Origin of the sequence: Nonomuraea sp. NPDC049646 (genome assembly GCF_044465525.1) — a bacterium.
Lineage (GTDB): Bacteria > Actinomycetota > Actinomycetes > Streptosporangiales > Streptosporangiaceae > Nonomuraea.
This window is the reverse complement of sequence record NZ_JBITLU010000003.1, coordinates 1-20,955: the sequence shown is the minus strand read 5'-3', so window position 1 is coordinate 20,955 and position 20,955 is coordinate 1. Positions and strand designations below refer to the sequence as shown.

General features: G+C 71.7%; 22 protein-coding genes and 4 tRNA genes. 12 read left to right on the top strand and 14 right to left on the bottom strand.

Features of this window, described 5'->3' with window-relative positions; genetic code table 11:
• Positions 1-8: 8 nt before the first annotated feature.
• Positions 9-1,256, top strand: a complete 1,248-nt coding sequence (locus tag ACIBQ8_RS09080; protein WP_397191650.1) for an MFS transporter — start codon at positions 9-11, stop codon at positions 1,254-1,256.
• Here ACIBQ8_RS09080 and ACIBQ8_RS09075 read toward each other — a convergent pair.
• Both ACIBQ8_RS09075 and ACIBQ8_RS09070 read right to left on the bottom strand, forming a co-directional pair.
• Complete coding sequence (locus ACIBQ8_RS09075; RefSeq protein ID WP_397175216.1) at positions 1,243-1,893, bottom strand: NAD(P)H-binding protein; 651 nt, start codon at positions 1,891-1,893, stop codon at positions 1,243-1,245. The two genes, ACIBQ8_RS09080 and ACIBQ8_RS09075, sit on opposite strands and share 14 nt — an antisense overlap.
• Positions 1,890-3,263, bottom strand: coding sequence for an APC family permease (locus ACIBQ8_RS09070; RefSeq protein ID WP_397175218.1), 1,374 nt, complete (start codon positions 3,261-3,263; stop codon positions 1,890-1,892). The genes ACIBQ8_RS09075 and ACIBQ8_RS09070 overlap by 4 nt, the downstream gene beginning before the upstream one ends.
• Positions 3,264-3,366: 103 nt before the next feature.
• Between ACIBQ8_RS09070 and ACIBQ8_RS09065 the strand changes: the two genes are divergently transcribed.
• From ACIBQ8_RS09065 to ACIBQ8_RS09055, 3 genes are all read left to right on the top strand, one after another.
• Positions 3,367-3,975, top strand: a complete 609-nt coding sequence (locus tag ACIBQ8_RS09065) for a TetR/AcrR family transcriptional regulator (protein WP_397175220.1) — start codon at positions 3,367-3,369, stop codon at positions 3,973-3,975.
• Positions 3,976-4,056: 81 nt separating this feature from the next.
• Positions 4,057-4,380: a hypothetical protein gene (locus tag ACIBQ8_RS09060; RefSeq protein WP_397191649.1), complete on the top strand. Its 324-nt coding sequence runs from the start codon at positions 4,057-4,059 to the stop codon at positions 4,378-4,380.
• 58 nt (positions 4,381-4,438) lie between these two features.
• Positions 4,439-5,272: an alpha/beta fold hydrolase gene (locus ACIBQ8_RS09055; protein ID WP_397191648.1), complete on the top strand. Its 834-nt coding sequence runs from the start codon at positions 4,439-4,441 to the stop codon at positions 5,270-5,272.
• 310 nt (positions 5,273-5,582) lie between these two features.
• Here the strand turns inward: ACIBQ8_RS09055 and ACIBQ8_RS09050 are convergent, their stop codons facing one another.
• The 5 genes from ACIBQ8_RS09050 to ACIBQ8_RS09030 all read right to left on the bottom strand — a co-directional run bounded on the left by ACIBQ8_RS09050 (position 5,583) and on the right by ACIBQ8_RS09030 (position 7,779).
• Entirely contained in the window at positions 5,583-6,014 is a 432-nt protein-coding gene (locus tag ACIBQ8_RS09050; protein WP_397191647.1) for a nuclear transport factor 2 family protein, read from the bottom strand.
• 102 nt (positions 6,015-6,116) lie between these two features.
• A tRNA-Val gene (locus ACIBQ8_RS09045) sits at positions 6,117-6,191 on the bottom strand.
• A 7-nt stretch (positions 6,192-6,198) separates the two neighbouring features.
• A tRNA-Cys gene (locus ACIBQ8_RS09040) sits at positions 6,199-6,269 on the bottom strand.
• 15 nt (positions 6,270-6,284) lie between these two features.
• A tRNA-Gly gene (locus ACIBQ8_RS09035) sits at positions 6,285-6,356 on the bottom strand.
• 223 nt (positions 6,357-6,579) lie between these two features.
• A complete protein-coding gene (locus ACIBQ8_RS09030) occupies positions 6,580-7,779 on the bottom strand; it encodes a hypothetical protein (RefSeq protein ID WP_397175225.1) in 1,200 nt (399 codons plus the stop codon).
• 112 nt (positions 7,780-7,891) lie between these two features.
• Here ACIBQ8_RS09030 and ACIBQ8_RS09025 point away from each other — a divergent pair, with 112 nt between their 5' ends.
• The 3 genes from ACIBQ8_RS09025 to hutH are packed head-to-tail and all read left to right on the top strand — an operon-like array spanning position 7,892 to position 10,761.
• Complete coding sequence (locus tag ACIBQ8_RS09025) at positions 7,892-8,443, top strand: hemerythrin domain-containing protein (RefSeq protein ID WP_387664948.1); 552 nt, start codon at positions 7,892-7,894, stop codon at positions 8,441-8,443.
• A gap of 44 nt (positions 8,444-8,487) precedes the next feature.
• Positions 8,488-9,195 carry an ArsR/SmtB family transcription factor gene (locus tag ACIBQ8_RS09020; protein ID WP_397175227.1) on the top strand — a complete coding sequence of 236 codons (708 nt, stop codon included), beginning with the start codon at positions 8,488-8,490 and terminating at the stop codon, positions 9,193-9,195.
• A gap of 15 nt (positions 9,196-9,210) precedes the next feature.
• Positions 9,211-10,761 (top strand): histidine ammonia-lyase, encoded by a 1,551-nt coding sequence (gene hutH / locus ACIBQ8_RS09015; RefSeq protein ID WP_397175229.1) that lies wholly within the window; start codon positions 9,211-9,213, stop codon positions 10,759-10,761.
• A 10-nt stretch (positions 10,762-10,771) separates the two neighbouring features.
• Here hutH and ACIBQ8_RS09010 read toward each other — a convergent pair whose 3' ends face one another.
• Positions 10,772-11,980, bottom strand: coding sequence for a Rid family hydrolase (locus ACIBQ8_RS09010; protein ID WP_397191646.1), 1,209 nt, complete (start codon positions 11,978-11,980; stop codon positions 10,772-10,774).
• A gap of 57 nt (positions 11,981-12,037) precedes the next feature.
• On the opposite strand from ACIBQ8_RS09010, the gene ACIBQ8_RS09005 reads away from it, so the two are divergent.
• Genes ACIBQ8_RS09005 through ACIBQ8_RS08995 form a run of 3 tightly spaced genes read left to right on the top strand, consistent with a single transcriptional unit; the run spans position 12,038 to position 14,762 of the window.
• Entirely contained in the window at positions 12,038-12,955 is a 918-nt protein-coding gene (locus ACIBQ8_RS09005; protein ID WP_397175233.1) for a LysR family transcriptional regulator, read from the top strand.
• Positions 12,956-12,984: 29 nt separating this feature from the next.
• Positions 12,985-13,935 carry a chorismate-binding protein gene (locus ACIBQ8_RS09000; protein WP_397191645.1) on the top strand — a complete coding sequence of 317 codons (951 nt, stop codon included), beginning with the start codon at positions 12,985-12,987 and terminating at the stop codon, positions 13,933-13,935.
• Positions 13,932-14,762, top strand: a complete 831-nt coding sequence (locus ACIBQ8_RS08995) for an aminotransferase class IV (protein WP_397175237.1) — start codon at positions 13,932-13,934, stop codon at positions 14,760-14,762. Before ACIBQ8_RS09000 ends, ACIBQ8_RS08995 begins: the two co-directional genes overlap by 4 nt.
• Positions 14,763-14,809: 47 nt before the next feature.
• Here the strand turns inward: ACIBQ8_RS08995 and ACIBQ8_RS08990 are convergent, their stop codons facing one another.
• Positions 14,810-16,204: an LVIVD repeat-containing protein gene (locus ACIBQ8_RS08990; RefSeq protein WP_397191644.1), complete on the bottom strand. Its 1,395-nt coding sequence runs from the start codon at positions 16,202-16,204 to the stop codon at positions 14,810-14,812.
• An 82-nt stretch (positions 16,205-16,286) separates the two neighbouring features.
• On the opposite strand from ACIBQ8_RS08990, the gene ACIBQ8_RS08985 reads away from it, so the two are divergent.
• Complete coding sequence (locus ACIBQ8_RS08985) at positions 16,287-16,907, top strand: DUF305 domain-containing protein (protein WP_397191643.1); 621 nt, start codon at positions 16,287-16,289, stop codon at positions 16,905-16,907.
• Between the two features lie 59 nt (positions 16,908-16,966).
• Here ACIBQ8_RS08985 and ACIBQ8_RS08980 read toward each other — a convergent pair whose 3' ends face one another.
• Positions 16,967-17,383: an SsgA family sporulation/cell division regulator gene (locus tag ACIBQ8_RS08980; protein ID WP_020547189.1), complete on the bottom strand. Its 417-nt coding sequence runs from the start codon at positions 17,381-17,383 to the stop codon at positions 16,967-16,969.
• Positions 17,384-17,834: 451 nt separating this feature from the next.
• On the opposite strand from ACIBQ8_RS08980, the gene ACIBQ8_RS08975 reads away from it, so the two are divergent.
• Positions 17,835-17,909 (top strand) — tRNA-Val (locus ACIBQ8_RS08975).
• Between the two features lie 23 nt (positions 17,910-17,932).
• On the opposite strand, the gene ACIBQ8_RS08970 is transcribed toward ACIBQ8_RS08975, so the two are convergent.
• Genes ACIBQ8_RS08970 through ACIBQ8_RS08955 form a run of 4 tightly spaced genes read right to left on the bottom strand, consistent with a single transcriptional unit; the run spans position 17,933 to position 20,780 of the window.
• Positions 17,933-19,243, bottom strand: coding sequence for a tyrosine-type recombinase/integrase (locus ACIBQ8_RS08970; protein WP_397191642.1), 1,311 nt, complete (start codon positions 19,241-19,243; stop codon positions 17,933-17,935).
• On the bottom strand, positions 19,243-19,524 hold the full coding sequence (locus ACIBQ8_RS08965; RefSeq protein ID WP_397191641.1) for a hypothetical protein: 282 nt from the start codon (positions 19,522-19,524) through the stop codon (positions 19,243-19,245). Before ACIBQ8_RS08965 ends, ACIBQ8_RS08970 begins: the two co-directional genes overlap by 1 nt.
• 12 nt (positions 19,525-19,536) lie before the next feature.
• Positions 19,537-20,457, bottom strand: coding sequence for a hypothetical protein (locus ACIBQ8_RS08960; RefSeq protein WP_397191640.1), 921 nt, complete (start codon positions 20,455-20,457; stop codon positions 19,537-19,539).
• Positions 20,457-20,780 carry a hypothetical protein gene (locus ACIBQ8_RS08955; RefSeq protein ID WP_397191639.1) on the bottom strand — a complete coding sequence of 108 codons (324 nt, stop codon included), beginning with the start codon at positions 20,778-20,780 and terminating at the stop codon, positions 20,457-20,459. The genes ACIBQ8_RS08960 and ACIBQ8_RS08955 overlap by 1 nt, the downstream gene beginning before the upstream one ends.
• Positions 20,781-20,955 lie beyond the last annotated feature (175 nt).

Sequence of the window (20,955 nt, the reverse complement as noted above, 5' to 3'; positions counted from 1 at the left end):
GGGCATCAATGGCGACACTTGTCACCGTCCGCGGCGGGACGCGCCGGTTCGGCGCGCGGCACCGGTGGGTCGTGCTGTCCGTGGGCGTCGGCGCCCAGGCCAGCTTCTCGGCCATGTTCTCCGGCATCCCGCTGACCGCGGTCTCCATGCGCTCGGGCTACCACCTGTCGCTGGGCTCGCTCGGCCTGGTCCTGTCCTGCCTGGGGCTGGGCGTGGCCGCCTCCGACATCGCGTGGGGCATGCTCACCGACCGGTGGGGCGACCGCCGCGTGCTGCTCGCCGGGCTGACCGCCACGGGCGCGCTGCTGGCGGTGATGGCCGCCGCCGTCACGCCGGCCGAGCACGCCGGGGCGGCCCTGCTGGCGGCGTGCCTGCTGGCCGCCGGAGCGCTGGGCGGCAGCGTGAACGGCGCCTCCGGGCGGGCCGTCATGACCTGGTTCGCCGACGGCGAGCGCGGGCTGGCCATGAGCGTCCGCCAGACGGCCATCCCCGTCGGCGGCGCGGTCGGGGTCGCCCTGCTGCCCTGGCTCGCCGAGCGGTGCGGGTTCCGCGCCGTCTACGCCGTACCGGCGGTGTTCTGCCTGCTGGCGGCGGCGGCCACCTGGCGCTGGCTGCACGAGCCCGCTCCGGCCGCCGCTCCGGCCGCCGCCCCGGAGCCCGGCCCCTCCCCGCTGCGCCGCTGGGACGTGTGGCGGGTGGCGCTGGCCAGCGGGCTGCTCACCGTGCCGCAGTTCGCCGTGCTGTCCTTCACCGCGATCTTCCTGCACGACGTCAAGGGGGCCGGCGCCGGCCTGGCCGCCCTCACCGTGCTCCTCGCCCAGCTCGGCGGCGGCGCGGCGCGCATCTGGACCGGCCGGCGCACCGACCGCCGCGGCGGGCGGCGCACCTGGATCCGCGCCATCGGGACGCTGTCCGGGGTCGTGATGGCCGCCGCCGCGGTGTTCACCTCGGCGCCCACCCCGCTCACCGTCGCCGCCCTGGCGATCGGCGGCCTGCTGGCCAACTCCTGGCACGGCATCGCCTACACCGAGATCGCCGCCATGGCGGGCGCGGCCAGGGCGGGTACAGCGCTCGGCCTGGAGGGCACCGCCTGCTTCGCCTCGGGCTTCCTGACCCCGCTGCTCGTCCCGGTGGTGCTCGGCCTCGCCTCGTGGGAGGCGGTGTGGGGGCTGGCCGCGCTCGCCTCGCTGCTGGCCGTGCCGCTGATGCCGGGGGCCGGGCGGCCGGTGCCGCGGGCCGCCGTCACAGGGCGTTGATCGCCGCCGGGCCGAGGATCCGCTCGGGCGCGCCGCGCTCGGCCACGGTGATCATCGCCTGGCCGATGCGCTCGGTCGTCGTCACCTGCGCCGGGAACAGCCGCCGCAGCAGCGGGTAGAGCGGCGCGGCCACCACGTAGGCCAGCCGGTACCAGCGGGTGCGCGAGGTTACGCCGTGCATCGGCTGGATGTAGCCGGGGCGGAACATGTAGGCGTGGAACGGCAGCGCGAGCAGCGCGTTCTCCGTCGCGCCCTTCACCCTGGCCCACATCGCGCGGCCGTGCTCGTCGGTGCCGGCGCCGGAGACGTAGACGAAGGTCGAGGACGGGCTGAGCCGGGCCAGCGTGGTGCCGGCCGCCAGCGTGCAGTCGTAGGTGACGTGCCGGTACTCCCGCTCGCTCATGCCCGCCGAGGACACGCCGAGGCAGAAGAAGCACGCGTCGTAGCCGGACAGCTCGCCCTCGACGGCCGACAGGTCCGACAGGTCGGCGTGGATCAGCTCGCGCAGCTTGGGATGGACCGTCCCCGTGGGCGACCGGCCGACCGTGAGCACGGCGGTCACGCGCTCGTCGAGCAGGCACTCCCTGAGCACGCCGCGCCCGACCATGCCGGTCGCCCCGAAGATGATCACTCTCATGGTTCAGCCAGATCCCACCCGCCGCGCCGCCGCAGCACCCCCAGATAGTACGCCGCCGACACCACCGCGATCCCGGCGGTGACGTACAGGCTCGGCCGGCCGATCGCCGGGTCCAGCGCGTTGAGGTAGATCACGTACGCCAGCGCGGCCAGCGCCAGCACCGGCGCGAGCGGGAACCACGGCATCCGGTACGCCGCGTGGCCGGTCGTGCCGTTGCGCCGCCCGGCGATCGCGCCCAGGCACAGCGCCGCGTACACGGCCACGATCGAGGTGCCGGTCACCACCAGCAGGAAGCGCTCGTCGATGAAGCAGCAGGCCGCGCTGACCACGCCGGTCAGCACCGTGGCCACCCACGGCGAGCCGTACCGGGCGTGGATCGACGACAGCAGGCGGCTCACCGGCGCGGGCCAGGCGCGGTCCCGTCCGGTGCTGAACAACATGCGCGAGGTGATGAGGATGATGGCCAGCACGGCGTTGAGGATGGCCAGCGCGACGGCCAGGGAGATCACCGTGTTGGCCACGGACCCGGCGCGGGCGGTGACGAAGTACTGCATCATGTTCTCCGCGCCGAACAGGCCCTCCAGCGACGGCGCGCCCACCAGCACCGCCGTCACCGGCACCAGCTCGGCCGCCACGGTGACGCCCAGCGCCCACAGCACGGTCCGCGCGATGCTCCTGGGCGCGTCGTGCACCTCCTCGCCGAAGTAGACCGCCGAGCCGTACCCGTTGTAGGAGAAGATCGCCACCGCGGTCGCCGCGCCGATCAGCCCCAACGAGGCGGGCACCAGCGCGCCGCCGTCCCCGGCGACCACCGGATGGGTGATCAGCTCGACCGGCGAGCGCTGCGGATCGAACAGGCCGAGCGCCGCCACGACCACCAGCGCGATCATCTCGATGGCCAGGAACACACCGGTCACCCAGGCGTTCAGCTTGATGTCGAAGACCGCCACGACGGTGGTGAGCAGGCACGTCACGGCCGCCACCAGCGGCCCGTCCAGCCCCGGGAACACCACCGACAGGTACGCGCCCACGCCCAGCGCGATGACGGCGATGATGAGCAGCTGCGTGATGAGGATCAGCCCGAGCACCACGAAGCCGGGCAGCCGGCCGAGCGTCCGGGCGGTGATGGCGTACTCGCCGCCGGTGAGCGGGAACGCCGAGCCCAGCTCGGCGTAGACGAAGGCCATGAACACGCCCACGACGGCGCCGGCCAGGTAGCTGAGGATCGCGCCGCTGCCGGCCTGGGAGATCACGCCGGGGGCGATGATGAAGACCGAGGACGCGGGGGTGATGGCGGACAGGGTGAGGAGGAGGGTGCCGAGGAGCTTGAGTCCCCGGTGCAGGTGTGGATGGGCGGCCGTTGTTGCCACGACGCCTCCTTGGGGGGTTCCTTGAGCGAGTATCAAAGAACTATCTGGGGCGCTCGTCAAGGATGGCTTGCGTTTTTTGAAGCGCCTATGAAGAATCGCGGCCATGGCGCGACCCAGCCGGGCCCGGGAGAAGCGGGCCGAACTCGTCTCCGCCGCCCGCCGGGCGGTGCTCGAACGCGGCATCCTCGACCTGCGGCTGCGCGACGTCGCCGAGGTCGCCGGCATGTCGGCGGGGTCGGTGCTGTACTACTTCCCGAGCATGGCCGGGCTGCTGCAGGAGGTGCAGCGCGAGGCGGTCGACCGGTTCTGCGCGGCCCGCGAGGCCGCCGCCGCCCGCGAGCCCGACCTGCGCCGGCGCCTGGCCATCACCATCGGCAGCGGCCTGCCCGCCGGTCCGGGCGACGAGCTGTGCGTGCTGCTGTACGAGCTGGGGGCGCACGCCCGGCGCGACCCGGCGTACGCGGCCCAGCACATCAGGCTGTACGAGCGGCAGGTGGCGCTGTATGCCGCGATCCTGGAGGCGGGCTCGGCGACCGGCGTCTTCACGCTGACCCGGGACGCCATGACGATCGCCAGGAACCTGGTGGCGCTGGAGGACGGGCTGGGGCTGCACCTGGTGGACGCGGTGCGGCCGTTCGACACGGACACGGCCCGCGACCTCCTCCTGTCCTACGCCACGGACGCCACCCACTGCCCCCTGCCCGCCCCCTAGCGTGTGGGCCCGCGGGAGCGCCCTTCGTTCGTTCTCTCCCGCGAAGGGGGAGGGCGGCGGAGCCTGTGCGATCATCACCTCGTGACGTCCCGACTCGATCCCGGCACTCGCAAATATGGCGCCCTCGGCCTGACCGTGCTGTGCGCGGCGGCCCTCACGGGCTACGGACTGGTGGCCTGGAGCATCTGGCAGTTGGACTGGCTGTCCACCGAGCTCCTGGCCCAAGGCGGCGTCGCGGCCGCGGTGCTCCCCGGCGCCGGGCTCGCCCTCGGGTACGCGTTCACGGCACGGCGGCCCAGGGACGTACGGATCTTCGCGGGCGCGGCGGGCGCGGCGATCGGATCGGTGTGCCTGCTCCTGGGCGCCGTCGGCTACCTGTGGTTCTCGATGTCGGCGAACGTCTAGCGGCCCGCGGGAACATTCGTCCAATCCTCCGGCGCCGGACGGCCGCCACAGTGGCCCCATGACCAGTTCCCACGGCGACACCACCGAGAGCACGATCCTCACCCTGGACGACGGCGACCTCCACGTCTGCCAGGACGGCCCCCGCGACGCCCCCGCCCTCCTCCTCATCCACGGCTCGGCGTCCTCGGCCCGCTCCTGGGACGAGATGGTCCCCCTGCTCACGGGCTCCCATCGCGTCATCCGGATCGACCTGCTCGGCCACGGCCGCTCCGCCAAACCGGACGACCGCGGCTACACCACCCCCGACCAGGCGCGTCGGGTGGGCGAGGCGCTGGACCTGCTCGGCGTGCGGCAGGCCGTGGTCGCGGGCCACTCCAGCGGCGGCGCGGTCGCCACCGCCCTGGCCGAACAGCGTCCCGGCCTGGTGACGGCGCTCGTCCTCATCAACACCGGCCCCGACCTGGACGCCTTCATCGCCCCGGCGTCAGCCGCCTTCGCCCCCACGCAGTGGCCGCCGACCGACGAGCAGATCCGCCTGTTCGCGAGCCCGGGCTTCAGCCGTCCCGGCTACCGGCCCCCGGACGAGCTGCTGGACGAGGTCCGGTGCATGACCCTCCACACGCTCGCCGCGACCATGCAGGGCACCCGGGACTACCTGAGCGAGCGGCCGCTCCCTGACCGGCTGGCGCCCCTGGGCAAGCCGCTGCTGGTGATCTTCGGCGCGGACGACCGGCGGTGGCGGTCGTCGTCCGCGTCCGGTTACCGCGTCGTGCCGGGGGCCGAGATCGCGCTCCTGCCCGGCCTCGGCCACACCCCCATCCTGGAGGACCCCCACCAGACCGCCCGCACCCTCCTCCCCTTCACCACAACCCACCCCGACCAGCCCCACTGACCCAACCGGACGCGTGAAGCCACCCGGACGGGGGGCCGTTGAGCGGGGAAGCGGCCCGGCCGGGAAGCGGCCCGGCCGGGAAGCGGCCCGGCCGGGAAGCGGCCCGGCCGGGAAGCGGCCCGGCCGGGAAGCGGCCCGGCCAGGATGCGGCCCGGCCAGGATGCGGCCCGTTCAGGATGCGGCCCGTTCAAGGAGCCGCCCGGATAGGAGGCCGCCGGTCGGGAGGTGGCCCGGTCGGGGAGCCGCCCGGTCGGGATGCGGGTCGGTCGGAGCGGCCGGGGTAGCCTGCCTGGCCCGGGTGGCTGGGGGGTTACTGGGCTGTGCGCCAGCACTGCTCCTCCACCAGTTCCTGGCTGCGCCAGCCGTCGGAAGTGCGCAGCATGCGGTGGTGGTACCAGCCGCCGCCGTGCAGGAACCCCTTGGTGTCGGCCGCGGCCATGTCGCGGGTGGGGGCGAGGGTGTCGGTGAACGGGGCGCTGACCCGCGCCTCGTCCCCGGTGAGGACGATCCGCGCGGCCCCGATCAGGTGCAGGCGTCCGGGCCAGTGCGTCAGCACCTCGGCCAGCCAGCTCTTGACCTCCGCCGGCCCGCCCCTGATCCCGCCCGCGGACCGGTAGTCGATGACCGCCTCCGGGCTGAACACCTCGTCGAGCAGGTCCCACTCGCCGGAGTCGACGGCCCGCGAGTATCGGGCCAGCAGGTCGGTGATCTCCAGCCGGTCGGCGATCTCCTGAACGTCCATGCCCCTGATCGAACCAAACGCTTGCTACAGACGCCAGGCCCGGAAGGGCCGCGAAAAAGCATCAGCCAGGTCGGCGACCCCGCCGACCTGGCTGATGAGAGATGGTGGACGATACTGGGATTGAACCAGTGACCTCTTCCGTGTCAGGGAAGCGCTCTCCCGCTGAGCTAATCGTCCTTCGTAGAGGTGGCGACGGGATTTGAACCCGTGTGGACGGCTTTGCAGGCCGCTGCCTCGCCTCTCGGCCACGCCACCGAGCCGGAAGCTCCGAGCGGAAGACGGGATTCGAACCCGCGACCCTCACCTTGGCAAGGTGATGCTCTACCACTGAGCCACTTCCGCGTGCGCCCCGCTCGTGCCGGGCGACGAGAGAACTCTAGCGAATCCTCGCCGAGTCCCCAAACCGGACCGCTTCCGCGCAGGTCGTCCCGGGTGCGGCCCGGCCGCGTCCACCGCCCCGCAGCGGAACCCGCAGCGGAACCCGGAGCGGAACCCGGAGCGGAATCCGGGGCGGAACCCGGAGCGGAACCCCGGGCCAGGGGCGGGACCGCGGCGGGTGCCGCGGTCAGCGGCCCAGTTGCATGCCCGCCGGATGCGGCCCCTCCGTCTCCAGCCGGTACTCCCGGCCCGACACCGCCCGGTTGTCGTCGATGACCCGCTCCGACGGCGGCTTCTCCCCGCCCATGACCGCCTCCTGCATGCGCGTGAAGCGCTCGTGGGCCTCCTGGACGTACCCGGTGCCCAGCGTGGTGCAGTCGATCTGGGTGGCCAGCAGCTCCCGCAGGTACGCCTTGTTCGGCTCGAACGTCACCGGCGGCGGCAGCTCGGGAGCCAGCACCTGGTCGGGATCGCGCCCGTCGAACCGCTTGAACAGCTCGCAGGCCAGCCGCAGGTGCTCGATCTCCATGTTCAGGTGCAGCTCCCAGACGGCCTTCACCCTGGGGTCGGACTCGGTCTCCATGAACGAGTGGTAGAGGTAGCACTCGTTGTACTCGTGGTTGAGCAGCATCTCCCACCAGCTCTCGCCCGGGTCGACCAGCGACTCGTAGTGGGTGACGTGCTCCTCCTCCACCATGGCGATCTCCTGGTAGAGCTGCCGGGCGATCGGCTCCATGGCCAGCGGCCCGACGTTCATGTAGAAGTTCATGGTCTGCTGCTCGGCCGCCATGACGGTCAGGGCGTGCAGTTTCGACAGCGGCTCGGTGCGGTGCCGGTCGTACGGCTCGCGCACGTTGTCGACCGGGTCGCGGTGGTGCAGGTACGTCGGCCGCCCCGGCATGACCTCGGTGACCCCGTCCACGATCTTCTCGGCCTTGCGGTGCTCGATCATCTCGTAGAGGTTGGCGTACCGGTAGAGGTGGTCGAAGTCCTCCAGCACCCCGAACTGGTACGCCTGCGTCAGGTACGGGTCCGGCTCCATGCGCGCCACCCACGCCGTCAGGTCCACCGCGACCTGCTCGTAGGCGATGGTGGTCTCCAGCACGGACGCGACGCCGGGCAGCAGCCAGTTGACCGCCTTCTGCTGCTGCGCCTCGATGTGGCGCACCCGGGCGAGCTGCCGCTTCAGCTCCAGGTCGGTGCAGTGGCGGGCGAGCTGGTGGCTGAACAGGACCGCCTCGGTCTCGATGCCGTTCATCGTGATGATCCGGCAACGGGTGTACGGGTCGGCGTGGTCGGGATCGATGGGCGATGTGTTGAGCTCCCGCCAGTCGCGCAGCTGCTCGTCCAGCGGGATGCCCCGCTCCTGAAGTGGGTCGAAGGCCATGTCGCTGCGCCTACCCGCGGCCTGGTGGGGCAACCTCCGCGTTGCGTCGCCGAACGATCCGCGTTCGGTAAGGAGGCGCGTGCCCGTCCGGTGCCCGGGTAGGCCGCTGGACGTGGCTGAACACGATGTCATCGACGTGCTGATGGCCCAGCACGGCCAGATCAGGGACCTGTTCGACGAGGTGGAGCAGGCGCCGCCGGAGCGGGTGGAGGAGGCGTTCGAGCGGCTGATCCGCCTGCTGGCCGTGCACGAGACCGCCGAGGAGGAGATCGTCCACCCCTACGCGCGCAGGAAGGTGGACGGCGGCCCCGGCGTGGTGGCCGACCGGCTGGCCGAGGAGAACCGGGCCAAGCGGCTGCTCGTCGAGATCGACCGGGCGGGCGTGGACGACCCGGCGTTCTGGGAGAAGCTGGCCGAGCTGCGCACGGCGGTCACCATGCACGCCCGCAGCGAGGAGCGCTACGAGTTCGCCCAGCTCCGCCACAGCACCTCCGTCGTGGAACGCCGGGCCATGGCGGCGGCGGTGCGGGCGGCCGAGGCGGTCGGGCCGCTGCGGCCGCGTCCCGGGGTGGAGTCGGCGACGAAGAACGTGCTGATCGGCACGCCCCTCGCGCTGATGGACCGGGCCCGCGAGATCATCAGGAAGGCCCTGGGGAGCGGCTGACACTTCGTCCCCGGGCGAAATGTCCGTGCGTTAGCGTCGTGGGCATGGAGCACATCGCCCGCGACGCCGACATCGCGCCCGTCGCCGCGCTCATCGCCGACCCCACCAGGGCCGCCATGCTGACGGCGCTGCTCGGCGGCCGGGCCCTGGCCGCCGGCGAGCTGGCCAGGGTCGCCGGGGTGAGCGCCGCGACCGCCAGCGCCCATCTGGCCCGGCTGCTCGACGGAAGCCTGGTCGACGTCGTCCGGCAGGGCCGCCACCGCTACTACCGGCTGGCCGGGCACGAGATCGCCGAGGTGCTGGAGACCCTGGCCCGGGTGAGCGCCCGCCCGCCGGTGCGCTCCCTGCGGCAGTCCCGGCAGGCGCGCCTGCTGGAGGAGGCCCGCACCTGCTACGACCATCTGGCCGGACGCGCCGGCGTCGCCCTGCTCGACCGGCTCAGGGACGGCGGCTTCTACGACGGCCAGGACCTCACCCGCGACGGCGAACGGCTGCTGACGAGCATGGGCGTGGACGTCGAGGGCGCCCGCAGGACCAGGCGGCGCTTCGCCCCGGAATGCCTCGACTGGACCGAACGCCGGTCGCACCTCGGCGGAGCTCTGGGCGCCGCGATCACCGACGTCCTGCTGGAACGCGGCTGGTACCGGCGCGGCTCGGTGCCGCGCGCGGTGGTCCTCACCGACGAGGGCAGGGAGGGGCTGGCGGCGATCTTCCCGAGTAAGGAGCTAACATCGGGTACGCCGGTTACCTAAGCGAGAGAGACGATCATGCGCGACAACGGAGTCGTGAACGTCGGCCCCGAGCCTTTGAGCTTCGACGACGTCATCAAGGTGGCCCGCCACGGCGCCGCCGTGCAGCTCACCGACGACGCGGTGGCCGCCATGGCGGCCGCCCGCCAGCGGGTGGACGAACTTGCCGAGAGCCCCGTGCCCGCCTACGGCGTCTCCACCGGGTTCGGCGCCCTGGCCACCCGGCACATCGACCCCGCGCTGCGCGCCCAGCTCCAGCGCTCGCTGGTGCGCTCGCACGCGGCGGGCAGCGGCCCCGAGGTGGAGACCGAAGTGGTGCGCGCGCTCATGCTGCTGCGCCTGCACACCCTGGCCACCGGCCACACCGGCATCAGGCCGGGCACCGCCAAGACCCTGGCCGCGCTGCTCACCGCCGGCATCACGCCGGTCGTGCACGAGTACGGCAGCCTCGGCTGCTCCGGCGACCTCGCGCCGCTGGCCCACGTGGCGCTGACGCTGATGGGCGAGGGCGTCGTGCGCGACGCGGCCGGGGAGCTCCAGCCGGCCGGGGAGGCGCTCAAGCAGGCCGGCATCGAGCCGGTCGAGCTGGCCGCCAAGGAGGGCCTGGCCCTGATCAACGGCACCGACGGCATGCTCGGCATGCTCATCCTGGCCATCGCCGACCTCACCAAGTTGGTCAGGACCGCCGACATCAGCGCGGCGATGAGCGTCGAGGCGCTGCTCGGCACCGACCGCGTCTTCATGCCCGAGCTCCAGGCCCTGCGCCCGCACCCCGGCCTGGCCAGGTCCGCCGCCAACATGACCAAGGTCCTGGCCGGCTCCGGCGTCATGGCCAGCCACCGCGACCCGCAGGCGTGCACCCGCGTCCAGGACGCGTACTCGCTGCGCTGCGCCCCGCAGGTCGCCGGCGCCGCCCGTGACACGATCGCGCACGCCGCCACCGTGGCCGGCTGGGAGCTGGCCAGCGCCGTGGACAACCCGGCCGTGCTCGACGACGGCCGGGTGGAGTCCAACGGCAACTTCCACGGCGCGCCCGTGGGCTACGTGCTCGACTTCCTCGCCGTCGTGGCCGCCGACCTGGCCTCGATGTCCGAACGCCGCACCGACCGCTTCCTCGACGTGGCCCGCAACCACGGCCTGCCCGCCTTCCTGGCCGACGACCCCGGCGTCGACTCCGGCCACATGATCGCCCAGTACACGCAGGCCGCGATCGTCTCGGAGCTGAAGCGGCTGGCCGTGCCCGCCAGCGTCGACTCCATCCCCAGCTCGGCCATGCAGGAGGACCACGTCTCCATGGGCTGGTCGGCGGCGCGCAAGCTGCGCAGGTCGATCGACGGGCTGACGCGGGTGCTGGCCGTCGAGGTGCTCACCGCGGCCCGCGCGCTCGACCTGCGCGCCCCCCTGGAGCCCGCGCCGGCGACCGCGGCCGTGGTCAGGGCGCTGCGCGAGAACGTGCCCGCGCCGGGTCCCGACCGCTTCCTCGCGCCGGAGATCGAGTCCGCCGTGCGGCTGGTGACCGAGGGCGGCGTCGTGGCCGCGGCGGAGTCGGTCACCGGGCCGCTCGACTAGCCCGTCCCGCTCAGCGGGGGAGGGCGACGATCAGGTCCATCTCCATCACCAGCCCCGGCCGGAACAGCTTCGACACCTCGACGGTCGTGCTGGCCGGGGGAGTGCCGGTGACGTACCGGTTGCGCACGTCCCTGAGCTGGACGATGTCGTCCATGTCCGTCAGGTACGTGCGGATGAAGGCGACGTCCCGCCAGGTCGCGCCCTGGTCGGCCAGGATGCGCGTGGTGACCGCGAAGATGTGCTCGGCCTGGTCCTTCAGCGAGCCGGGGGCGACCACCCGCCCCTGCTCGTCGAAGGCGGCCTGGCCGGAGACGTAGAGCATGTCGCCGACCCGCACGGCGTGCGAGTACGCGCCGTTCGTGGCCGGGATCGTCGACAGGTTCAGCGGCACCGCCCGCGCGGCGGGGGCAGCGGGCGCGGTGTCGATGCCGGTGCCGGTGCCGGTGCCGGTGTAGGGGCCGCCGCCGACGTGCCCGGCCACCGCCGTCAGATCGCGCTCGCCCAGCCCGGCCGCCCGCGCCTCCTGCAGGCGCCGCCGGGCGGCCGTGGCCATCGACGCGCCCTCCCACGCCGCCAGCTCCAGGTCCTTGGCGGCCAGGCCGAGCGAGTAGCGGGTCTCGGCGGCGGGCGTGCGCAGCCGTTCGGCGACCTGGCCGAGCGGCGTGCCGGCCAGCACGTCGAGCAGCGCGTCCCGGTCCACGCCGTGCGCCGCCCCGTACGCCAGCGTCTCGGCGACCAGCACCTGCGCGGGCACGATCGCGCTCATGACGGCGACCTTCATCGCCGCGCCGGACCCCAGCGGCCCGGTCTCGCGCACGCCGCCGAAGACCGACAACACCTCGCGGCAGCCCGACACGTCACCACCGGCCAGCACCACCAGCGAGCCGTCGGCCGCCGGGCCCACGCTGCCCAGCACCGGCGCGTCCACCAGCGCCACCGACGCGGGCAGCAGCGCGCGCAGCTCGAGCACCGCCTCCGGGCCGATCGTGGACATCTCCACCACCGTCGCGCCGGGCCGCAGACCGGGCAGCGCGGCCGTCAGCACCTCGCGCACCGCCGCCGGATCGCTGAGCATGCTGATCACCAGCTCGGCGCCGTCCACCGCCTCAGCGACCGTCACACCGGCCCCACGCCGCCACGTCGTCACCTTGTGCCCGGCCTCCACGAGTCGCCGAGCCATGGGGACGCCCATGCGTCCCTGTCCGAGAAATGCAATCACGGGAACAGTCAACAGGGATGCGAGGTATTCCACCACCGACTAGATTGCATGGCAGCCATGCATGAGACGAATGCCTTCGACCTCCAAGCCCTCCGCCTCTTCGACGAGGTGGCCAGGAGCGGTTCCTTCACCGCCGCCGCCGAGCTGCTCGGCTACACCCAGTCCGCGGTCTCCCGGCGCATCGCCGCGCTGGAACGGTCCGGCGGCGGCCCCCTGTTCGAACGCCTGCCGCGCGGCGTGCGCCTGACCCCCGCCGGCACGGCCCTGCACCGGCACGCCGTCGCCGTGCTCGACCGGCTGGCCCGCGCCGGCGAGGAACTGGCCGCCATCCACGCCGGGCGCGGCGGCACGCTGCGCGTGGGCGCGTTCGCCACCGCCAACGTCGACCTCATGCCGTCCACGCTGAAGCGCTTCCTGGCCGCCCATCCCGGCGTCGAGCTGCGGATGACCGAGGCGCTGACCTCGCGGCTCATGGAACGCCTGCACGCCGGGGCGCTCGACGTGGCGGTGATCAGCGACTACCCGGCCGGGCTGCCCGCCGAGGACGCCCGGCTCGTCCGGCTCTGCCAGGACCGGCTGCTCGTCGCGCTGCCCGCCGGACACCCGCTGGCCGCCGAGCCCGACGTGGACCTGCGCGATCTGGCCGAGGAGAGCTGGATCGAGGCCGCGCCGCGCGGGCAGCCGACGCCGCTGGTGGCCGCGTGCGCCGCCGCCGGGTTCACGCCGCGCGGCGGGCTGCGGGTGGCCGAATGGTCGGGCAAGTTCGGGTTCGTCGCCGCCGGGTTCGGCGTGACGCTGGTGCCGGAGCTGGCCGCGCGGGCGGTGCCGCCGAACCTGGTGCTCAAGCCGCTGCGCGAGACCACCCCCGTCCGCACGGTGTACGCGGCCCTTCCCGAGGTTCCCCTGCCCTCGGCGCTGGAACTGGTCGAAATGCTGGGACAATGGGAGATGTGTACGACGGTTTCGCCCACTTAAACGGTCAGCTCGCCACCGGACTCCGCGACGTGACGACCGACCTCGCCGCCCTCGACGGCGAGGGCTGGTGGGCCGTCGTCGTCGACTACGAGGGCAAGGCGACCTGCGCCCGCTTCGACCGCGTGCGCCCGTCCGCGCTGCCCTCGCCCAGGAGCCCTTGGCACGGTCCACATCCGGGCCAGTGGCATACCTCGCTCGACCGGGCCGCCTACGAGCGCGGCGTGCGCGCGATCCGCGACCGCATCGAGCGGGGCGAGGTCTACCAGGCCAACCTCTGCCGCGTCCTGTCCGCTCCCGTCCCGCCCGGCGCCGACCCGCTGGCGCTGGCCGCGCGGCTGGCCGAGGGCAACCCGGCCCCGTACGCCGCCGTCGTCGACGTGCCCGGCCTGAGCGTGGTGTCGGCCTCGCCGGAGCTCTACCTGTCGCGCGAGGGCGACGTCGTGGAGTCCGGCCCCATCAAGGGCACCGGCGTCACCGCCGCCGACCTGCTGGAGAAGGACTACGCCGAGAACGTCATGATCGTCGACCTGGTCCGCAACGACCTGGGCCGGGTCGCGGCGGTCGGCTCGGTCGAGGTGCCCTCCCTGTGCGCGGTCGAGGAGCATCCGGGTCTCGTCCACCTCGTCTCCACCGTGCGGGCCAGGCTCGCGCCCGGAGCGGGCTGGCCGGAGCTGTTCGCCGCCACTTTCCCGCCCGGGTCTGTCACGGGCGCGCCCAAGTCGTCCGCTCTGCGCATCATCAATGAGCTCGAACCGGTCCCCCGGGGGCCCTACTGTGGTGCCGTGGGCTGGGTCGACGCCGACCGGGGCAGGGCGGCGCTGGCCGTGGGCATCAGAACATTCTGGATCTCAGCAGGCGAGATCCGCTTCGGCACCGGCGCGGGCATCACGTGGGGCAGCGACCCCGCGCGTGAATGGTCCGAGACCGAGCTGAAGGCGTCCAGGCTCATCTCACTGGCATCCTCAGGAGGAAACGCATGAACATCCCTGTCTGGGTCAACGGGGAACTGATCGACCCCGCGCAGGCCACCGTCTCCGTGTTCGACCACGGGCTCATGGTCGGCGACGGCGTCTTCGAGACGATCAAGATCGTCGACGGTGAGTCGTTCGCGCTCACCCGGCACCTCGACCGGCTCACCCTCTCGGCCCAGCGCATGGACCTGCCCGAGCCCGACGTCGAGGCCATCGCCGAAGGCGTCGGCAAGCTGCTGGCGGCCGCCCCCGCCTGGTCGCTCGGCCGCATCCGCATCACCTACACCAGCGGTCCGGGCCCGCTCGGCTCCGACCGGGGCAACCAGGGCACCACCTCGATCGTCATCATCGACGAGCAGAAGCCGTTCCCCGAGACCGCCAACGTGGCCGTCGTCCCCTGGCCGCGCAACGAGCGCGGCGCGCTGTCCGGCGTCAAGAGCACCTCCTACGGCGACAACGCCAAGGCCCTGCTGCACGCCAAGAACCAGGGCGCCGGGGAGGCGATCTTCGGCAACCTCGCGGGCGACCTGTGCGAGGGCACCGGCTCCAACATCTTCATCGTGCGCGACGGCCGCCTGATCACCCCCACGCTCGCCTCCGGCTGCCTGGCCGGCGTCACCCGCGCGCTGGTGCTCGAATGGTGCGGCGGCGAGGAGACCGACGTCCCGCTGCAGGCCCTGTACGAGGCCGAGGAGGCGTTCCTCACCTCCACCACCCGCGACATCCAGCCGATCAGGCTGGTCGACCGGACCGAGCTGCCCGCCGCGCCCGGCCCGATCACCGCCAAGGCCATGCGGATCTTCGCCGAGCGCGCCGCCGCCGACCTCAACCCCTGACCCGCCCTCGACAGGGCCCCGCCTCCGGGGCCCTGTCCCTTCATCCGTCAGTACGACTTCTGCGTCTGTACGTTGAAGTCGGCCATCTTCACCTGCTTGGCCGGATCCGTGATCGGGTCGTCGATGCGCAGCACGTCCAGGCCCTCGCGCATGTCGCTGGAGTAGATGTAGCCGTTGTAGTAGTAGGCCGACCACGAGCCGGCGATGCCGCCCTCCGGGTACCGGCGCCGCTCGAAGAAGCCGATCTCCTTCGGCGCGGCCGAGTCGGTGAAGTCCCAGATCGACACCCCGCCCTGGTACCACGACTGCACCATGACGTCCCGGCCCTTCACCGGGACCAGCGAGCCGTTGTGGGCCACGCAGTTCTCGTCCTTCTCCTGGTTCCGCGGGATCTTGAAGTAGCCGCGGCGCTCCAGCTTGCCGTTCACCAGGTCGTACACCGCGTCGGCGCCCTTGGTGCGCGGCGTGCCGGGGTCGCAGGTGGCCTGGCTGCCGCCGCCCAGCTCGTCGCCGAAGACGACCTTCGTCGCGTCGTTGTTGAACGTCGCCGAGTGCCAGATCTGGAAGTTCTCGGTGTCGCGGATCTGCTGGATCACCCGCGGCTTGACCGGGTCGGAGATGTCGAGCAGCACGCCGTCGCCGAAGCAGGCCGCCGCGGCGAGCTTCTTCTCCGGGTAGGCGGTGATGTCGTGGCAGCCCGCGAACATCTCGGTGTTCTGCTGCTGGGGGAAGATGTTCGGCTGCGCCACGACCTTGGCGGACCTGGGGTCGTCGAGCGGGATCTCCACGATCTGGATGTTCTGGTGCGGCGCCGGGCACGTCTGCGAGTCCGGCTCGGGGCCGGGGGAGGAGACGTAGACGTAGAGCTTGTCGTCCGCGGGCACCATGGTGTGCGTGTGGGAGCCGCAGTCCGTGCGCACCGCGCCGACGTAGCGGGGGCTCTTCTTGTCGCTGACGTCGAACAGGCGCAGGCCCTCCCAGGCGCGGGAGGTCTCGCCGGAGTCGCAGCCCTCGCCGTCGCGCGGCTCGTCGATCGACAGGATCAGCAGGTCGCCGTGCACGCTGACGTCGTTCTGCTGCGCCGGGCAGGACACCTGGCTCACCGTCTTCGGCTTGGCCGGGTCGCTGATGTCGTAGATCGTGAAACCGGCGAAGTTCCCGACGAACGCGTAATCGCCCTGGAAGGCCAGGTCGGTGTTGAAGTCGTCGTCCCCGGCGAACGGGCCGGAGCGCGGGACGTTCGCCACGTGCTTGACGTTGGCGCTGGTCAGCACCTTGCCCGTGCCTGACGCCGTGCCGGACGCCGTGCCCGACGCCGTGCCGCTCTCCTGCGCGGAGGCCGGCCCCGGATCACCGGCCGACGGCGGCTCCGCCGCGCACGCCGAGGCCAGCAACAACGCCGCGCACAGCACCGCTCCGCGCAACTTGGCGAAGATCAACACGCGTCCCCTTTAACTCTCGTGGCTCACTATGGAAGTTATGCCAGCACGTTGGTGGCCGCGTACGATCTCCATCACAGTTGTGATGACATTTGCGCTTTCGGCCTGTTCTCAGCCGCCCGTCCCGGACATCCCGGCCGTCGGGACGGACGCCCCCGTCCTGGTGCCCGCCAGCCCCGGAGCTCCCGCCCGGACGGCGACCCCCGGGGAACGCGTCGGCCCGAGCCCGGCCCCCACCCTCGCCGCCGACGTGCGCTTCGCCGAGGCGATGATCCCGCACCACCGGCAGGCGCTGGAGATGACCTCCCTGGTCGAGGCCCGTACGACCACCCCGGTCATCCGTGCGCTCGCCCGCTCGATCACCGCCGCCCAGACCCCCGAGATCAGGTCCATGACCGTCTGGCTCGCCGAACTCGGCCGCCAGGCCCCCGACGGCCACGACCACGGCGCGGCGGCCGGCTACGGCATGGCCACCGAACAGCAGCTGAACGCCCTGCGCGGGGCCAAGGGGGCCGCGTTCGACCGGCTCTTCCTGACCCTGATGACCAGGCACCACCAGGGGGCGGTGAAGATGGCGGGGGAGGAGCTGGCCGGCGGCCGCGACTACCGCATGCGCCTGCTGGCCAGGGACGTCTACTCCGGCCAGAGCATCGAGATCGAACGCATGCGCCAGGCCGCGACCACGCTCCCGTCCCTCCCGTCCTGACGCCGCACATGCCTAGGCCCCGGCGTCGGGGTGGACGCCGGGGCCTCGGGTGCGCTGGTTCAGGACGGCCAGAGCATGTTGGTGAGCTCGGCGTCCAGGTCCATGAAGTCGGTCTCGCGCCCCGCCGGCACCTTCTCGTACGTCCGGTGGAGGAACTCCGTGAGGGGGGCCAGCGGCACTTCGAAGAGCGCCTGCCCGAACGGCGAGGTGAGGCTGATGTGCAGGGTGCGCTCGCCATCGGCGCGTGCGGGCCACACCTGCACGTCGCCGTCGCCGACCCGCCGCACGATGCCTACGGTCAGCAGTTCACGAGCAAAGATCCACTCGACCGGCTCGTCGTTCCCTACGTGGAAGGCCATGCGGATGGCATACGGATCGTCGGCTGTGTAGCTCAGTCCGGCGAGCAGGGGGACGGTAGTACGGTCGGGGACCACTAGCCGAAGGCCAAGCTCGGCGGAGACGGTGGTGCTGTTCATCGTCAGCCAAACCTTTTCGTCGTAGGTCCCCTCTTCGGGGCTTTCACTGCTCTGACGGACTTCGTCCTGAGCTATGACGCGGAACGAAGAAACCTGTAGGAAAGATTCCGCCTCAAGGGCCTTCTGTAACGCACATCACAGCTGGACATTTAGGCATCTACCTGGCTAAACGGCATCAATCGGGTCGTATTTGCGAGGGTTTTGCTGTTGTAGAGCCTGCCCCGACGGGCTCGACCAAGAACGTTTCTACCGAAAAGATCGCGATCGGTGTCTTCCGGGACACGACGATGGTATGACACCGACCCACCACGCCGACGGGCAACCGCCGCCTTTCGCTCGAATCCCTCGCGCCCGGAGCTCCCGAAGATCGCCCCGCGACCGCTCCGTTTCGCCACCACCCCGAGAGTGCGGTATGGTTTTCCCCGTCAGCACCGCAAGGCGCCGACAGGGCGGGCGATTAGCTCAGCGGGAGAGCGCTTCGTTCACACCGAAGAGGTCACTGGTTCGATCCCAGTATCGCCCACCAGACAGGATAGCCCCCGGAAGAGATCATCTTCCGGGGATTTCTGCGTTCTGGGGGAGGGCGTGCGTTGTGCGTGCGTGATCGTTACGAGCGGCCCACGCACGGCGCACCGCGTCATGAGCCCCTGGCATCAGATGGGCGTAACGCTGCGTAGTGCGCGGGTCTTCGTGACCAAGCAGCATCTGTACTTCGTAAAGGGACACGCCCGCCTGCACCAACCATGACGCAGCAGTGTGCCGCATCACATGAGGCGACCACCTCGGGATCATGTGCGCCTTCACGTCACACGACCGCGGGCGGCAGCCCGGCTCCTCATGCCACGGAGAGTCCTGAGAAGCCCTGTGCCCGCACGTCCGCGCCCGAGCCACCCCCGCATACCAAACCCGCTCCCGGAAGTTGCCATCGTCGATCGGGCCGCCCTCCGGCGCAGGGAACATCAACCCCGGGCACGGGCCACAGCTCTCCTTGACCGTCCCGTCCTGGAGGATGGTCCGGCAGGTGCACTCGGCCGCCCACGCCGTCTCCGACACCAGCGGCGCCAGATGCTCCATCACCGTCGGCGGCACCGGCACCACCCGATTCGACATGCGCGACTTCGGGTACGGCCGCAGCCCATGCCGGGTCATCACATGCACGACCGCGATCTGCTGGCGGATCACATCCACCTGGTCGGCGTGCAACCCGAAAATCTCCCCCTGCCGCAACCCGACATCCATACCGAGCTCGACCAGCAGCCGGGCCAGCGACCCAGAGTGCGCCTCCACCGCGTCGTACAGCGCGTACGCCTGGCGACGCTCATAAAACTTGATCTCGCCCGGTTCGATCTTCGGGAGCGGCAGCTTCTCGAACGGGCTGTGATCAATCAGCGGTGGCCGCGCCTCCATCGCCATCTTGTACAGGGCGGTCATCACGAACGCGATGTCGTGGATCGTCCGCGGCGCCAGCAGCGGCGCCGGGCCGGCACTCTTCCTGCTGACGTTGGCCCGCCGTTTCGACCGCAGGCTCTTGGCCCAGGCGACCGCCTGCTCGCGGGTGACGGCGTTGAGCGGCCAATCACCCCACGCCGGCTCGCAGTGCGTCCGCCACAGCGACCCCTGCTTGTCCAAGGTGGGCAGCTCGCCGCCGCTCATCTCCAGGCATTTGGTGTACCAGTCGCGGATGGTGATTTCGCCGGCGCGCGGGTCGCGCTGCTCGCCGCGCGCGTACTTGGCTTCGAGGTCGGTGGCCCACGCCTTGACCACCGACTTGAGCCGGTTCGTGTTGGTGACGCGCTTGCCGTCCGGCTTGTAGACGGTGGCCTGCCACTTGCCGGACGGAAGCTGCCGGTAGGACGCCATCAGATGTCCTGGCCGAGGACGCGGTGAAGGGTCTGCTCCAACTTCGTTGCCATGTCCATTGTGATCATCGAGTCGGGGATGTGGATATCGAGCCCCTCGGTCGTCCATGTGAACGTCGCGCCGGGGGCCGCGTCGGCGAGGTGGCTGGCGGCGATCTCCATGTGGTCGCCCCATTCGCTGGCCGCGTGCCGCGTGGTGTGGGTGGCGGAGCGGCGGCGGCCGTCGGGGAGGCGGACGGTGGCCTGCCAGCGTCCGTTTTCCATGTGGCGGAGGTGTGCCATGGGGGGTGCTCCTTAGTCGCGGCCGAGCAGGTCAACTTTGAGGTCGCCGACGCCAACCTTCAGGTCGTCGAGGTCCACGTCGATATTCAGGTCGCCGACGCCAACGTTGGCTTCAAGGTCGTCCACGTCCACTTCCACGTCGGCGACGTTCTTGTCGCCCGCCTTGACCTTCACACCGACGTCCGGACTCGACTTCGTCGGCTTGGGCTCAGGCGCGGATGCAGGCGTCGGGTCGGGATTCGCCGCGGCGGGCGGGGTCGTCGACTTGGGGGCTGGTTGGGGCGCCTCCACTGTAGGGGAGGCGGTAGGCCGTGGTGGGCCGGTTGGCGATGTGTCCGCCGCGGGCGGGCGCCCCTCCGATGTGGGGGTGTGCGGCGCCGCTGTGCCATGCTCGACGGCGGGGACGTCCCCGGAGTCGTCGGCAGCTTGCCGTTCGGAGTCTGACGCCGGCGTGGGCCCCTCAGCCGCCGGTTCAAGGACCGGCGACGGGCCGGGCACCGGGGAGCCGGTTACCGGCTTCGGCTGGGTGGGTGTGGGCGGGTGGGAGGCGGCAGGGTCGGTCAGGGCGGGCGCGGCCTGGGGGATGGCGATTGCGTGCGACGGCGGGACCTGGTCGTGGATGGGGCTGCTGACGGTGAGGGTGGCCATGCCGAGTACGGCCACGGCGCTCATGCTGGCGGCGGTGGCCACTGTGCGGCGTGGCGTGTGCGCGATGCTGATCAGCAGCAGCGGGATCAGTTCGCGCCAGCCGCGCCGGAAAGGCTCCAGGGCCACCTCGATGGCGTCTTCGCGCTCTTGTCCACGCAGCGTCGCGTCCACATCGACGATCACCTTGCCGTTGGGATCGTCTGGCGGGTCGCGGCGAGCGACGGCGAGCGCATAGGCGGGGCTGACCTCCCGCACCTCGTACTCGTTGAGTTCGTGTCGGCCCATCAGTTGTCGTCCCCCCGGTAGTGGGCGGTGATGTTGCGATACGCCTCGTCGGGGTCGTCGAATCCGTCAGGCGGGGCGACGACGACAAGCTCGTGGGCGCCTGCGGTGATGGCGACGGCGTGCATGCGTCCGCACCGGACCGTCATGGAGTGCAGCACTTGGGGCGGCGGGGCGAGCGGACGCCCCAGCTCCTTCTCGTAGTTGCGCACCATGGATGTCAGGCAGCGGGTGAGTGTCCGCTCTGTCTGGAGTTCGCGGTCTTTCGTGGCGAGTTCGGCGACCAGCTGGGCGATGCGCCGGCGAGCGAAGATCGGATCGTTCAAGGGGTTCTGGTTTGTGGCTTCCAGTCCCGGTAAGGCTGCGCCGGCGTGGTCGTACGGTTCGTCGAGCTCCTCGTGATGGAGGGCCCTGCCCCCGAGGTGTGGACACCTTGAGTACCGGATGATGGAGATCCGGAGACAAGGAGTTCCACGTGGCGATGAAGTCGTATCCGCCGGA